Annotated in this window: 10 protein-coding genes and 1 tRNA gene; 4 read left to right on the top strand and 7 right to left on the bottom strand. The window is 49.5% G+C overall.

All coding sequences use genetic code 11. The annotated features are described in order from the left end of the window. Positions 1-3: 3 nt before the first annotated feature. The gene (locus tag GZ59_RS00275) at positions 4-1,899 is read left to right on the top strand and encodes a bifunctional metallophosphatase/5'-nucleotidase (RefSeq protein ID WP_039289318.1); all 1,896 of its coding nucleotides are present in this window, start codon (positions 4-6) and stop codon (positions 1,897-1,899) included. 6 nt (positions 1,900-1,905) lie between these two features. On the opposite strand, the gene GZ59_RS00270 is transcribed toward GZ59_RS00275, so the two are convergent. The 3 genes from GZ59_RS00270 to uspA form a co-directional block, all read right to left on the bottom strand. Further along, positions 1,906-3,219, bottom strand: coding sequence for an NAD(P)/FAD-dependent oxidoreductase (locus GZ59_RS00270; protein WP_039289317.1), 1,314 nt, complete (start codon positions 3,217-3,219; stop codon positions 1,906-1,908). Positions 3,220-3,373: 154 nt separating this feature from the next. Then, positions 3,374-4,717 (bottom strand): NADP-specific glutamate dehydrogenase, encoded by a 1,344-nt coding sequence (gdhA, locus tag GZ59_RS00265; RefSeq protein WP_011091696.1) that lies wholly within the window; start codon positions 4,715-4,717, stop codon positions 3,374-3,376. Between the two features lie 292 nt (positions 4,718-5,009). Next, the gene (gene uspA, locus GZ59_RS00260) at positions 5,010-5,447 is read right to left on the bottom strand and encodes a universal stress protein UspA (protein ID WP_011091695.1); all 438 of its coding nucleotides are present in this window, start codon (positions 5,445-5,447) and stop codon (positions 5,010-5,012) included. A 538-nt stretch (positions 5,448-5,985) separates the two neighbouring features. Here uspA and uspB point away from each other — a divergent pair. Next, on the top strand, positions 5,986-6,321 hold the full coding sequence (gene uspB, locus GZ59_RS00255) for a universal stress protein UspB (protein ID WP_011091694.1): 336 nt from the start codon (positions 5,986-5,988) through the stop codon (positions 6,319-6,321). A gap of 198 nt (positions 6,322-6,519) precedes the next feature. Here the strand turns inward: uspB and pitA are convergent, their stop codons facing one another. Further along, positions 6,520-8,025, bottom strand: a complete 1,506-nt coding sequence (gene pitA, locus GZ59_RS00250; protein ID WP_011091693.1) for an inorganic phosphate transporter PitA — start codon at positions 8,023-8,025, stop codon at positions 6,520-6,522. 276 nt (positions 8,026-8,301) lie between these two features. On the opposite strand from pitA, the gene GZ59_RS00245 reads away from it, so the two are divergent. Further along, positions 8,302-9,501 (top strand): BaiN/RdsA family NAD(P)/FAD-dependent oxidoreductase, encoded by a 1,200-nt coding sequence (locus GZ59_RS00245; RefSeq protein WP_011091692.1) that lies wholly within the window; start codon positions 8,302-8,304, stop codon positions 9,499-9,501. 92 nt (positions 9,502-9,593) lie between these two features. Further along, positions 9,594-11,198: an EAL domain-containing protein gene (locus GZ59_RS00240; protein WP_051122300.1), complete on the top strand. Its 1,605-nt coding sequence runs from the start codon at positions 9,594-9,596 to the stop codon at positions 11,196-11,198. A 43-nt stretch (positions 11,199-11,241) separates the two neighbouring features. Here GZ59_RS00240 and GZ59_RS00235 read toward each other — a convergent pair whose 3' ends face one another. The 3 genes from GZ59_RS00235 to eptB form a co-directional block, all read right to left on the bottom strand. Further along, positions 11,242-11,790, bottom strand: coding sequence for an Ail/Lom family outer membrane beta-barrel protein (locus GZ59_RS00235; protein ID WP_039289312.1), 549 nt, complete (start codon positions 11,788-11,790; stop codon positions 11,242-11,244). Positions 11,791-12,193: 403 nt separating this feature from the next. After that, positions 12,194-12,270 (bottom strand) — tRNA-Pro (locus GZ59_RS00230). Between the two features lie 131 nt (positions 12,271-12,401). After that, positions 12,402-14,081, bottom strand: coding sequence for a kdo(2)-lipid A phosphoethanolamine 7''-transferase (gene eptB / locus GZ59_RS00225; RefSeq protein ID WP_039289310.1), 1,680 nt, complete (start codon positions 14,079-14,081; stop codon positions 12,402-12,404). Between the last annotated feature and the right edge of the window lie 34 nt (positions 14,082-14,115).

Here is a 14,115-nt window from a genome sequence, read left to right as displayed (position 1 = left end):
ATAATGAAAAAAACGCTTCTGTCACTTCTGCTTTGTTTGAGTACCTCTGCTATGGCCGTTCAAGAACCGGTAAATATCACGATTCTAGGTACATCCGACCTGCATGGCACCTTTGTTCCCTGGGATTACGCTACCGATACCGCCAACATGGCTGGCAGCCTGAGTCAGATCGCGACGCAGGTGCATAAAGTTCGTGCACAACAGCCAAATGTGATTCTGGTTGATGCGGGCGACACCATTCAGGGCAATTTTGTCGAAACCTTCAAAAATGACAAAACCAGCCCGATGATTCTCGGTTTTAACGCAATGAATTATGACGTCTGGGTCATGGGCAACCACGAGTTTGATTTCGGACTGAATGTGCTTTCTACTTCGCTTGAGCAGTTCAATGGTACTGCGCTGGCGGGCAATATTTTTTGGGAGAGCGGTAAACCTTACTTACCGGCCTATAAAATTGTCGAACGACAGGGTGTGAAGATTGGCATCATTGGCATGGACACGCCGATGACCGCTGAATTCGCCAAGGGCACCGACCGTGTGAAAGGGCTGAACTTTACCGATCCCGTCGGGGCGGTAAAAACCGTTATCCAGCAAATCCACGGCAAAGTGGATGCCATCGTGCTAGTCGCCCATATGGGAATCGATAACGAGAACCAGCGGCCGGGCACTGGCGTAGGCGACATTGCTCGCGCTAACCCTGAATTAGCCGCCATCGTCGCGGGCCATATGCACGTAAAAGTGGATAAAGAGGTGATTAATGGCGTGATCGTCACCGAACCGGACAGATATGGTCGCGCGCTGTCGCGTATCGATTTGCAGTTTGAGCAACAGAACGGCAAATACGTGCTGATCAATAAAGACAGCTATACCTATTCGATTAAAGACGTAGATTCTGACCGCAAGATGGAAGACATCTACGAGCCTTATCACAATACCTTACGCGCCAACGCCAGCCGTCCGATTGCACAACTTCTCGGGCACGATCTGGTGCCGCAAGATGCCGTGAAAGGCATTCCTCAAGTACACGTACAGGACACGGGCATCAGCGCCCTGTTTCAGGAAGCCAGCCGTCATTACGCCCCCAAAGCGCAGGTTATCGCGCTGCAAATTGATAACGATCGGCCTAAGCTGAACGTCGGTACTATTGCCGCAAAAGACATCGCCTTTAACTATCAATACGCTGGTGGTGAAATCACGGTTTATCAGCTAACCGGAAAAGAACTGAAGAAATACATGGAATGGTCAGCGGGTTACTTCAACCAGCTGCAAGACGGGGATGTGACTTACAGTTTCAATCCACAGCGTCGTGCCTCCAAGTATTCCACCAATGATTTCTTCGACGGCGTGACCTACACCATCGACCTGACGAAACCCGCTGGGCAGCGCATTACCGATCTGAAAATGAATAACGGCACGCCGGTTACCGACGACATGCCGATTCGTCTGGGCATGAACAGCTACCGTATGGGCCACCTGACGCAAAAAGGCGGCGTGCTGGAGGGCATGCAGTTCCCGGTGATATCGGATACCAAAGTGGAATATGGCGAAGAGGCGGGCACGATTCGTAACCTGACCATCCGTTATTTGACTGAGGTGAAGAAAGGACAATACGAGGGTACGGTGCCGCAGCGCTGGAAGCTGGCGGGATTGCAGGGCTATGAGCGTGAGCGAAAAATTGTCGAATCGCTGCTTAACAGTGGAAAAATCAGCGTACCGACCTCAGACGATGGCCGCTATAGCAACGTGCAATCCATCAACGTGAAGCCGTTGCTGCTGCCGGATGCCACGCAGAGGGAGAAACGCGTGACGGAGCTGACGCAACAGCGTGACAGCACCACCAATGCGTTGACCAAGCAGCGGCTGAACGATCAGTTGACAGTTATCGCGGCGATTAACTGACAGGCGTTATCTCTCGCTGCGGGCTTTCCAACGTTCGCTCGTCAGGTAGCCGTTCACGCCGATATCCAGAAAAGGGCGTGGCGGCAGGTAGTTTGCCTGACCGAGCGATTGCATATCGCTAATCAGTGGGTTGTCTTCACCTAACGCCAGATCCGCCAGAATATGTCCGGCGGCGGTTTGCTTCGACAGCCCGGCCCCGTTACAGCCAGCGGATGCGAACACATTGTCGCTTAGCTGCCCCCAAATTGGCGCACCGTTGCGCGTTACGCTAATCAGTCCTGACCACGAGTGCGCCATTTTAACGTCGCTCAACTGCGGGAACATGCGGGCAAAAATAGCAGCATGTCGACGCGCGTGGCGTCCAGTTTCGACCGCACTATTAACCAACTCAGGGGCAAACTTCACATGCTCCCGAATCAGGAAACGATGGTCGCGCGTGTAGCGCAGCGTCGCGCTGGCCAGCGCATTGACCGGCGTCAGCCCCCAATCCGGCATATCACCCATCCGTGCAATCTGTTCCGCATTCAGCGGCTCAGTCAGCGTCGCAAAGGTCGCCACGGCAAAAACCCGACCATTGAACAACGGCAGGCCGCGCGCCGCGCCGTTAATCGCCATCATCAGCTTATCTGCCTGAATCTCACCATAGGGCGTTTTCACACGAATGCGCGATCCAGTCTCGATATTCAGCGCAGGGGAATGAGCGTAAACCGTCACGTTCTTAGGCAGACTCGCCACCAGCCCGATCACCAGCGCCGCCGGATTTAGCAGAATACAATTGGGGGTATACACAGCGCGTTGATAGAAAGAGGTTCCAAGGCGACGAGCAAGTTCGTCTTTTTCAACCACCTGATAAGGTTCGCCAAGGTCGTTCAATTCACGGACATAAGTATCGATCAGCCCATTGAATGTCGAACTAACGGCACAGTGATATTTCCCCGCCACGCTCCAGTCACACGCGATAGCATAGCGATCCACCTTTTCTTTTAAGTGCGCCACACCGGACTGCAACAGGCGGCGATAAGCGGCTGCCTTTTCTAACTCCGCCGTCGAACTGCCGATGTTATGCGGCAAATCGATGACGAAACCAGAGTTACGCCCAGAGGCATTGTCGCCAATCTCGCCCGCATCCAGCAGGATAATGTGTTTATCCGGGCGCTGTTCAGCCAAACGCTGGGCAAAAGCGATCCCCGCATAGCCCGCGCCGATCACCAACCAATCCGCCGTTGTTTTTCCACGTTGCTGCGGGTAATTCGGTTTATCGACAAGATCTGCCGACCAGCCATTACGATTCTGATCGAAAGGAAGATGTTTGATTTTCACAATGGTGTAAACCTTGAAGAGAACGGGTTGTACCGGCAAAAAACCGACGATACACAATGCGGATTAAGATAAAGAAAGGCAGCAAACACACCTGTAACTTGAAGTATGACGGGTAAGAGCGCCTGCGAATACAGGCGCTCAGGGGAATTATCCGTTACACAACGCCCTGCGCCAGCATCGCGTCAGCCACTTTGACAAAGCCCGCCACATTGGCACCGCGCACGTAGTTCGTCTGGCTATCTTCACCACCGTACTGCACGCACGCAGTGTGAATATCCAGCATGATGTGATGCAAACGCGCATCCACCTTCTCCGCTTTCCAGCCCAAACGTGCCGCGTTCTGCGCCATTTCCAGCCCGGATGTCGCCACGCCGCCGGCGTTAGCCGCCTTACCCGGTGCAAACAGCACGCCTGCATCCAGGAACGCATCGGTCGCTGGAATCGTGGTCGGCATATTGGCACCTTCCGCCACGGCTTTCACGCCGTTAGCAATCAGCGTCTGCGCCGCTGGGAGATCCAGCTCATTCTGCGTCGCACACGGCAGCGCGATATCTACTGGCACTTCCCACGGCGTTTTGCCTGCGAGGTAGGTCAGTTTCGCTTCACGCGCGTAATCTTCCACACGGCCATAGCGTTTGTTCTTGATCTCTTCCAGCAGCGCCAGTTTCTCTGGGGTAAATCCGTTTTCATCCACCACAGTGCCGTTAGAATCCGATACCGTGACCACGCGGGCACCCAGTTCCATCGCTTTTTCAATCGCGTACTGCGCCACATTACCGGAACCAGACACCGCAACCCGCATGCCTTCAAAACCCAGACCGTGGCGTTTCAGCATCGCTTCTGTGAAGTAAATCAGGCCGTAGCCCGTTGCTTCAGGACGAATCAGACTGCCGCCAAACGACAACCCTTTGCCGGTGAAGACGCACGCCGTGTTGTTGGTCAGCTTCTTCATCATGCCGGTCATGAAGCCGACTTCGCGACCACCCACGCCGATGTCACCCGCTGGAACATCCGTATCCGCGCCCAAATGACGATACAGTTCCGTCATCAGCGCCTGACAGAAGCGCATGACTTCGCCCTGACTTTTCCCTTTCGGATTAAAGTCCGAACCCCCTTTACCGCCGCCCATTGGCAGCGTCGTCAGCGCATTCTTGAACGTCTGCTCGAACCCAAGGAATTTCAGAATCGACAGGTTAACGGACGGATGGAAACGCATGCCACCTTTGTACGGGCCAATCGCGGAGCTGAACTGGACGCGCCAGGCACGGTTCACCTGTACCTGACCTTTGTCATCCGTCCACGCCACGCGAAACTGAATTACACGTTCCGGTTCTACCAATCGTTCCAGCAGGCTGTAATCGGCATAGTGAGGGTTCTGCTCCAGAAAAGGCCACAGCGTGGAAAGTACTTCATTAACAGCCTGTAGAAATTCAGGCTGATGCGGATCGCGTTGTTGAACAGAATCAAGAAAACTTGCCAGAGATACGATTTGTGCCATGAACAGCTCCTGATTGAACGAATAAGCTCCCTTCTGCTTCTTTAATTTTTAGACACGTAGAAGCTTGTGGGATCGGTGAAAATGATGTTGTGTCCTCTGGACTATAACACTGGCGATGGATATTTAAGCAAGCGTTTTCTTTTCAGATAAACGTTATAATCCAATGAGATAGGAAGGGTTTTTTGGGGTGTTTTGAGAAGGAAATTCGAGATAAGTTTTTGTTATATAACAAAAGGCGCAGCCAGAAGCCGCGCCTTTCATCACTGAAAAAAAATGCAAAAAAAGTTAATTTTTATTCGTTTTCCTCATCACGCAAAGGCACGATGAGCATGTCAACATGTACGGTATTAATCAGTTGACGTGCAGAAGACATGAGTTTGCTCCAGAAGTCCTGATGGTGCCCACACAGCACGAGATCGGCTTCGTATTTTTTGATTGCATCAACCAGTACTTGCCCTAAATCGCCGCTGCCACTCAGCGTTTCGCTGATGGGATAGCCCGCATTCTGAGACAACTCGGTCAACGCATTCTGGGTTTCTTCAGAGATACGCTGTTGCATGTCACCCAGATTGACGTCGATGAGCCCCGTGTAGAGATCGGAGTAATTCACATCGACGTGGATTAACGACACTTTCGCATTGTACGGTCTTGCCATTGAAACGGCTTTTTCCACTAACACTTTGCTTTCTGGAGAAAGGTCAACAGCAATAAGGATGTGTTTGTAAGCCATAATAAGACTCCTTCCGTAAAGACTAATTAAGGGTTAGCAGATATTTCTCCTGCCAATCTGATACTTAACGGCGGATTATAGAATAACACTCGTCCGCACTATCGGACTGTTCAGTCGATCACAACCCGTTTTTAAACCTGTTAATTCTATTAATAAGTGTAGTAGAAACCGCTCCTTTTCACAGTTAAATCGCGTAGCTTCTCCTTTCGAAAAGGGCATTACCTCGTCGAAAATCGTCCTTCATCCTGATTGCGCCTGCCTCTCTGGCACAAACGAACATTCTTCTTCTACACTACAAGTAGGGGGTGGTGAACCTATCCGCTGCGCCTTGGGATGGAAAACGAGAATGGGCTAGCCGTGATGCTGTTGGCTGTCCCAAATGACAATAAAATCGTGCGTAAGCGCGTGGCATAACTATTCGTCGCAGAAAAACGTCGTTGATAAGCGTCGCTGATAATAACGCTTGTCATCGGACACAGGTGGACAACGGGAAGGTATGACCATCGAATCTGACGAATAGAACGACCGGGAGGGAAGCATGATTAGTACATTTGCGCTTTTCTGGGCTTTATGTATCGTCTGCATCATCAATATGGCGAGGTATTACTCTTCATTACGCGTGTTACTGATGATTTTGCGTGACTGTGACCCACTGCTTTACCAATACGTTGATGGGGGAGGTTTTTTTACATCGCACGGTCAACCAAGCAAGCAAATCAGGCTGGTAGGCTATATCTACGCGCAACGCTATCTTGACCATCACGACCCTGAGTTTATTCGCCGCTGTGAGCGGGTGCGGGGACAATTTCTGCTCACGACCGCCCTGTGTGGCCTCATTGTCATCAGCCTGATTGCCATGATGATGTGGTATTAAGGCATTGTATTTATATAATTATTGGTACTTACACAATCTCTGGTATTAACAACATGAACGTCGATAAAAAGTAAAAAGGCGATTCCCCACAGAATCGCCTTTTTTTATGACGGACATCCTTGTCCGTTCCCCTGCGGGCCGTCGCAAGCGACGTTGAAAAACGTTCCCTACGTTTTTATGCGTTATGAATCACCGCGATTAGATCAGCTTCAACGCCAGCCAGTACAGCGTACCAGACATCAACATTGAGACTGGCAGCGTCAATACCCAGGCCAGCAGAATGCTTCTTATCGTTTTGCCCTGTACGCCCCCACCGTCCGCAATCATCGTCCCAGCAACCGCCGAGGACAATACGTGCGTGGTGGAAACTGGCATCCCGGTGTAGCTCGCAACACCAATCGACAAGGCAGCCGTCACCTGCGCCGAAACGCCTTGTGCGTAGGTCATGCCTTTCTTACCAATCTTCTCACCGATGGTCACAGCAACGCGTTTCCAGCCCACCATCGTGCCCAGAGACAGCGCCAACGCAACCGCGACGATAATCCAGAGAGGCGCGTATTCAACCGTCTGCAGCATGTCTTTACGCAGGTTGTTCAGGTAGCGTTTATCTTCGCCCGACGTTTCTGGCAGCTTAACCACCCGATCCATCGTATCCGCGATGCACATCAACAAGCGACGCACTCTGCTACGATCGTCAGGATTCAACTGGTCGTAACTTTTCAGGTTATTCAGCAGACCCTGAGTACGTTCAATCGCGATCATCACGCGTGAACTATCACAGTGGAATTCTTTCTGACCGTTGCCGGGAATCGTACTTTCTGGCACAGGAATTACTGGCGGAGACAGATCGATAACGTGCGTCAACGCGTCGCCATGCTGCTTGTAGTATTCCTGTAAATTGACAACGGCATCGCGGGTACGGCTGATGTCATAGCCAGATGCGTTCATGTTGACAATAAACCCGGCTGGCGCGACACCAATCAGCACCAGCATAATCAAGCCGATACCTTTCTGACCGTCGTTTGCACCGTGAGAGAAGCTCACACCAATCGCCGACAAGATCAGCGCGGTACGCGTCCAGAACGGCGGCTTACGTTTGCCGTCCTGCTTCTCGCGATCGACGGGCGTCAGATGCACGCGTTTGCGTTTTTTACTGTTGTTCCAGAACCGACGCAGCACCAGCAGCATCAGGCCTGCGACTACCATCCCCACAATTGGCGATAGCAGCAACGACAGGAAAATGCTGATCATTTTCGGTACGTTCAACGCATCAACGATGGAGGTATCCGTCAGCAAAGCGTTGGTCAAACCAATACCGATAATGGCACCGATAAGCGTGTGGGAACTGGAGGCAGGAATACCAAAATACCAGGTACCCAGGTTCCAGATAATCGCGGCCAGCAGCATGGAAAAGACCATCGCCAGACCGTGCGCCGAACTCACGTTCAGCAATAAATCCGTGGGAAGAAGGTGAACAATCGCATAGGCCACGCTCAGGCCGCCCAGCAGTACACCGAAGAAATTAAAGACACCCGCCATAACAACGGCAAACTCGGCGCGCATGGCTCGGGTATAAATAACAGTGGCAACGGCATTCGCAGTATCGTGAAAACCGTTAATGGCTTCATACATCAGCACAAACAACAAAGCCAATATCAACATCAGGCCGGTGTAGTAATCCAGTCCGGCAAATAAATGTAGCATAAACGTTAGGCCATTTAGTGGTCATGAACGCGGCGCATTATCGGCGACAAGCAGGGGTCGGGAAAAGCAAAATATGACATTTTTTTGACTTAATATGTGATGGGGATAGACAGGAAAAGCACTTAATCAATATAAATCAAGCAATTATATATTTTTACTAAAACATGCAAATTGTTACGCTGGTATCGAACAGAAACCAACACTACAATTCGCCACCTCGATGGCTTATTTGCCAACGGCAATCCAAGATAAAATCACTCATCGGAGAAATGCATTGTGGAACAGTTTGACGCTGTCATCATCGGTGCCGGTGCAGCAGGCATGTTTTGTGCCGCACAGGCGGGACAACGCGGGCTGCGTGTTCTACTGCTCGACAATGGCAAGAAACCCGGTCGCAAAATATTGATGTCCGGCGGCGGGCGCTGCAACTTTACCAATATGTATGCGGAACCAGCGGCGTATCTGTCCCACAACCCTCACTTCTGTAAATCAGCATTGGCGCGTTATACCCAATGGGATTTCATTAGTCTGGTCAACAGCCACCGCATCGCTTATCACGAGAAAACGCTCGGCCAGCTGTTCTGCGATGATTCCGCACAGCAAATCGTGGATATGCTGGTAACAGAGTGCGAGCGGGCTAACGTCACTCTCCGTCTGCGCAGTGAAGTTACCTCGGTGGAGAAATCAGACGATCTGTTCACCATCCACCTGAGCAACGGGACATCATTCCAAAGCACATCGCTGGTTGTTGCCTGTGGTGGCCTGTCGATGCCAGGCCTTGGCGCGACGCCGTTCGGTTACCAGCTCGCCGCACAATTTGGTATCAACGTACTCCCAACCCGCGCCGCACTGGTGCCCTTTACGCTGCACAAGCCTTTGCTCGAACAGCTGCAAACGCTCTCCGGCGTCTCTGTACCTACCGTCGTCACCGCAGAAAACGGCGTGATATTCCGTGAAAACATCCTGTTCACGCACCGCGGGCTCTCTGGTCCCGCTATTTTGCAAATTTCCAGCTACTGGCAGGCAGGTGAATTCGTCACCATCAACTTACTGCCCGATTGCGATCTCACCCAACTTATCAATGATGAGCGCACGGCTCACCCGAACCAAAGCCTGAAAAACACGCTGGCACAATGGCTACCTAAACGACTGGTCGAATGCCTGCAAGCGTTAGGACAATTGCCGGATATCACGTTGAAGCAGCTCAACAGCACACAGCAAACGCATATTGAGCAGAGCCTACAACAGTGGCGTGTGCAGCCAAACGGCACTGAAGGCTATCGCACGGCTGAAGTGACCATCGGCGGAGTTGACACTCGAGCACTGTCCTCCAAAACCATGGAGACCAGCACGGTACCAAGTCTGTATTTCATCGGTGAAGTGGTCGATGTAACTGGCTGGCTCGGGGGGTATAATTTCCAATGGGCGTGGAGTTCAGCATGGGCCTGCGCGCAGGCGCTGCCTTTCTGCAAATAGGCACTATAATAACCACTATTCAGCGCTCTCCTTGAATTCACGGAGAAAAGGACGTCTCTACATAGGCCTCTGCTGCCAGAAAGGAGATGTTGATGAGTCCCAGACGTAGTGAACGTAAGATCAACATGTTGCAGTTATTGGTTGCGGGTATGCTGCCGCTGCTGCTCGGATTACTGTTCACTTTTGTAGAGTCCAGATTAATGGTAAAGCGCGATTTGGAATCCACCGCGCAAATTGCCATGAATCATGCTGAGAATATTTCGACACAAGCATGGAAGATGGTGGATCGTCTCCAACACTTTCATGGTCAACCCTGCAACGCCATCGGTGATGAACTACAACGTCTTGGCTCGGTTTTTTCTTACTTTCGTGCGATTGGTGTTACCCATAATAACGACATCTATTGCTCTTCAACTTTTGGCAGCACGCTGACGCCAATAAGCCGCGTCATTCAACAGCCGTTACCAGAAACCTATTCTGAACGCTGGAGCCTGTCGATTGCTGGCTCAGACAACGTAAAAGGACGCCCAGCACTGATCTTCGTCCAGACGCCCCTCTCGGGATACGGTGCTTACGCCATGGTCGATGCGCAATACCTCATTGATCTTATGATTGCGATTAGCCAGATCCGTGGCTATGAACTCATTCTGCAAATGGACAACGGTCACCCGATTCAAACTGGCCCGACGATTACGCCCCGCACCGGCTTATTTTCTACCTCTGCGCTTGAAATCAAATCGGATCGCTTCCCCATTACTCTCCATATTATCGCTCCCGCCGCTCAGGAAATAACGAACTGGATGCAGGCATTTTTCACGTTTCTACCACTGGCAATTATTCTCTCTCTGCTTTTTACTACGGCGATATGGTACTGGCAAAAACGTAAATTATTATTCCGCGATGAAATCCGTAAAGGCATCGCTAACGGCGAATTTTCCGTATATTACCAGCCTATCTATGATGCAGATTCGCGCTCCTGTACCGGAGTCGAAACATTACTGCGCTGGCGGCGCAGTAATGGGCAGTGGATTAGACCCGATATATTTATCTCTGCCGCCGAAGCAGAAAGTATGATCATTCCCATCACCCGGCATTTATTTGATCTGGTCGCATCCGATATCGCCAGTTGGCAGGTAAAACCCGGATTTCATCTGGGGCTCAACGTTGCAGCAGAGCATTTGCATCACCCAAGTTTCGTACCAGACGTACACCGCTTTGCGGAGAAAGTCGCATCCCATTCATTAAGCATTACGTTGGAACTAACAGAACGTAATCTCATCAGCAACGGTCCTGAAATCATACAGCGTCTGCATCAGCTGCGTGAAGATGGCTTTATGATTGCCATCGATGACTTTGGCACCGGCCACTGTTCACTCTCTTATCTGCAAAATTTTCCGCTGGATTGCCTGAAAATAGACCAGGGATTCGTCAGTGCAATTTCATCACCGGATGAAGAAGCCCCTATTCTTGATGCCATTATTAGTTTAAGCCACCGCATCAAGCTTCAATCGATAGCGGAAGGCGTGGAAACCGAACAACAACTCATGTATTTACAACGGCGCGGCGTCAAATATATACAGGGATTCCTTTATGCTAAGCCGATGGACAATGAATCGTTGCGGGTCTGGCTTCACTACAATGGCAATAAATCGATTGAGAGTTTTATGATTAAAAACGAAGAAGGGGAGAAGAAATAATAACCGGCAGAAGCTTGTCCACCGGTTTTCGATGATCGGAAAATCAGAAACGATAACCGACACCAATATTAAAGCCGTCTACACGGGCTTCATAGATTTTTGTGCCTTCGTAGCCAATATCAATCGCCCAGTTTGCTACTGGTGTAATTTGAATACCGGCACCGTAAGCAAATTTGGTTTTACTTTCACTGTAGCTTTCATTGCCTGATTGATTGGGCAATGTATAGTTATACGAGTTTTTTACTTTAGCATGGCCTAAACCAGCAAGCCCATAAATACTCACGACATCATTAATTTGGTAGGAAGGTCCAACCATTAGTGAATAGTATTTAACATCGTCGCTCTCGTGTGAGCTGAATCCAATACTACTCTGGTTGTAATCTTTTTTACCGCCTAGATAGGTAAAAGAACCAATAATACCCAGTGCAGAATCACCCTGATAATGGTACTTGGCCGTAACCCCTTTCAGATCTTTAAAATCTTCGACTTTCGCCTGAGCATAGCCCAATGACACCGTCTGTGTCGCCTGAGCAACAGACATTCCCATGGCACAAGTAATCAGAGTGGAAAGCAGCAGCGTTGTTTTTTTCATAATCGAAACATCTTCCATGTTTGAATAAAAAGACGGTTTCAACAAAGCGAATATATAACCATCGCGAATGTTGGCCGCACATAAATTTACATTTAAATACGGCGAGGTAAAGTCTGTATTATTTTCAAACAACTGAAGAAATAATTACATTAATCATTAAAAAACAATAAGATAAATATCATTCGGGCCAATTAACGAGCTGTTTTTACTCTGTTTTTTGGGAACATTCCGAACTAAAGGCAGGGAGAATATGCCAATGATCAACATCAAAAACACTGAGAAGAGAAGCCCCTAATCTTATAAAGGACTATTTTTATAAATGGCTGGTTTTATAACTGAATTGTATTAATAGACAATATTTGAACAGGAGGAAAGATGAGAATGATTTACTGGGGAAGAATGTTGGTCGGCGAGAGAGGATTCGAACCTCCGACCCACTGGTCCCAAACCAGTTGCGCTACCAAGCTGCGCTACTCGCCGAATTCGGGCGCATATTACTGCTACCTTATTGAGGCGTCAATCCCTTTTTAGCAAAAGGATTTCGGCTGCTGTTAAAGTATCCATTCCTTGTATTTACAGCCTGAAACCGACGTCCTTGTCCGTGGTTCATGTCAATTAGCCGGTTTCTGACACCAGTTATTTTTAGGGTTAATACCGCCGTCAGGTGACGTGTATCCCAAACATCCAAGAATCGTGTCAAACAGCTCTTCATGGCGATGTGTTTTGCCAACGCGCTGTTGCGCTTTCAACTGCTCAAACGCATGCAGATTATCGGTGTCAGCCAGAAACTTATCCGATGTCCATACCATCATCGGTGAACGGAACTGCTCAGGCGGTGCCATCTGACGCGGCGTACCGTGCAAATGATAGTTATCATCGATGGACTCACCATGATCGGAGGCATAAAACACAATCGCTTTCTTATCCCGAACCTGATCGATCACGCTATCAATGAAGCTATCGGTATAGAGCACGCTATTATCAAAAGCATTAATCAGCTGCTCACGCGTACAGGATGCATCAACGCCCATACACTCTGGCTGATAGCGCGCAAAACTGCGGGGATATCGCATGGAATACAGGTAGTGAGAGCCTTTGGTATGCAGCACAATCAGATGCTTACCTTTAGGGTAGCGCCCCAGCGATTCCTTGACCTCATCAACCAGCAACATATCCTGCACTGATTTGCCGTCATTGTGTTTCTCTGACGCGATCATTTCGCGGAAGGAATAGTTGTTCGCTTCAATGCTATTGTAAAACCACACCTCACTTTGCATAGCAAACAGTTCGGAGGTGAAGCCCAACTCTTTCATTACAGCAAAGACATTCTGTTCTTTCAGAGTTCGCTGCGGGTTGTCTTCCGTACCGCCTTCTCGCACAAACATACAGCGCATGGAAAGCTTGGTTGAGGTATCACACGATTGGCCACGGAATGCGACCAGATTTTTTTCTTTTGATAACTTCGGCGTCGTATCTCTCTCGTAGCCTAACAGCCCCATATGATCCCAGCGGGTTGTTTCACCAATAATGAAAACCACGTAGGTATCGTCAATGCCTTTCGGCGGGACATAGGTAAAATGCTGAGCCGGATCGAAAAGATTGGAGGAGTCCAGACTCTCGTCATACTTGGTGTACGCAAATAATCCTAACGCGGACAACCAGTTAGAAGGTAGATAAGAGTGAGCGACTACGCCGCCATAGCTGGGCAAATCCACATTGGATTCTCGCTCGGATATCGACTGAATGTTGCCCATATAGCGAAGCGGCATCCAAACCAGCGCAACGACTGCCACAAGAACCAAAAGAGGAATCAAACGCTTTCCCGGTGATTTAAGCTGTTCAATCAGCGTATGACGCAGCGAGTTTTTCCAGATCAAAAACAGCGGCAGCGCACTCACCACCAGCATCCACAGGAAGAAACGAAAACCAATAACTTCTTTAGAAAGATCAATATCCGTGGTCATGACCGCTGCAATAATGCCATAACCAATCACGACATTAAAAAACGTCATGTAATAGCTTGCAGCAACGGAAATCAGCACTAACAAAGAAGCAATAATTCGATAAAAACGACGCCCCCCGAGTGAAATGATTCTCATCAGGAAAAAGGTGAATAAGATACTCGCGGTCAATTCGACAAGAGCGGGAATAAATGTTGGAACCTGGCTACCAGCAGAGAGTGAAAAATAATCAAATCGGCGGTAATACACTGAGATATTGAGAAAAAGGCCAATATAAACTGCCAGGACAAACGATAACTTGGGTTGCGAAAAAGATGCTACAAACTTCATTATGACAAGTGCTCCAACAAAACCTTTCTTATTA

Origin of the sequence: Pectobacterium atrosepticum (genome assembly GCF_000740965.1) — a bacterium.
GTDB classification, from domain to species: Bacteria; Pseudomonadota; Gammaproteobacteria; order Enterobacterales; family Enterobacteriaceae; genus Pectobacterium; species Pectobacterium atrosepticum.
Note: the sequence above shows the minus strand (reverse complement) of the source record. Positions and strands in the feature narration are given on the sequence as shown.

What these genes read in the sequence shown, in the direction of transcription:
- GZ59_RS00275 (WP_039289318.1), top strand. Translation starts at nt 4, where the DNA reads ATGAAAAAAACGCTTCTGTCACTTCTGCTTTGTTTGAGTACCTCTGCT.
- gdhA (WP_011091696.1), bottom strand. Translation starts at nt 4,717, where the DNA reads ATGGCACAAATCGTATCTCTGGCAAGTTTTCTTGATTCTGTTCAACAA.
- uspA (WP_011091695.1), bottom strand. Translation starts at nt 5,447, where the DNA reads ATGGCTTACAAACACATCCTTATTGCTGTTGACCTTTCTCCAGAAAGC.
- uspB (WP_011091694.1), top strand. Translation starts at nt 5,986, where the DNA reads ATGATTAGTACATTTGCGCTTTTCTGGGCTTTATGTATCGTCTGCATC.
- pitA (WP_011091693.1), bottom strand. Translation starts at nt 8,025, where the DNA reads ATGCTACATTTATTTGCCGGACTGGATTACTACACCGGCCTGATGTTG.
- GZ59_RS00240 (WP_051122300.1), top strand. Translation starts at nt 9,594, where the DNA reads ATGAGTCCCAGACGTAGTGAACGTAAGATCAACATGTTGCAGTTATTG.
- GZ59_RS00235 (WP_039289312.1), bottom strand. Translation starts at nt 11,790, where the DNA reads ATGAAAAAAACAACGCTGCTGCTTTCCACTCTGATTACTTGTGCCATG.
- eptB (WP_039289310.1), bottom strand. Translation starts at nt 14,081, where the DNA reads ATGAAGTTTGTAGCATCTTTTTCGCAACCCAAGTTATCGTTTGTCCTG.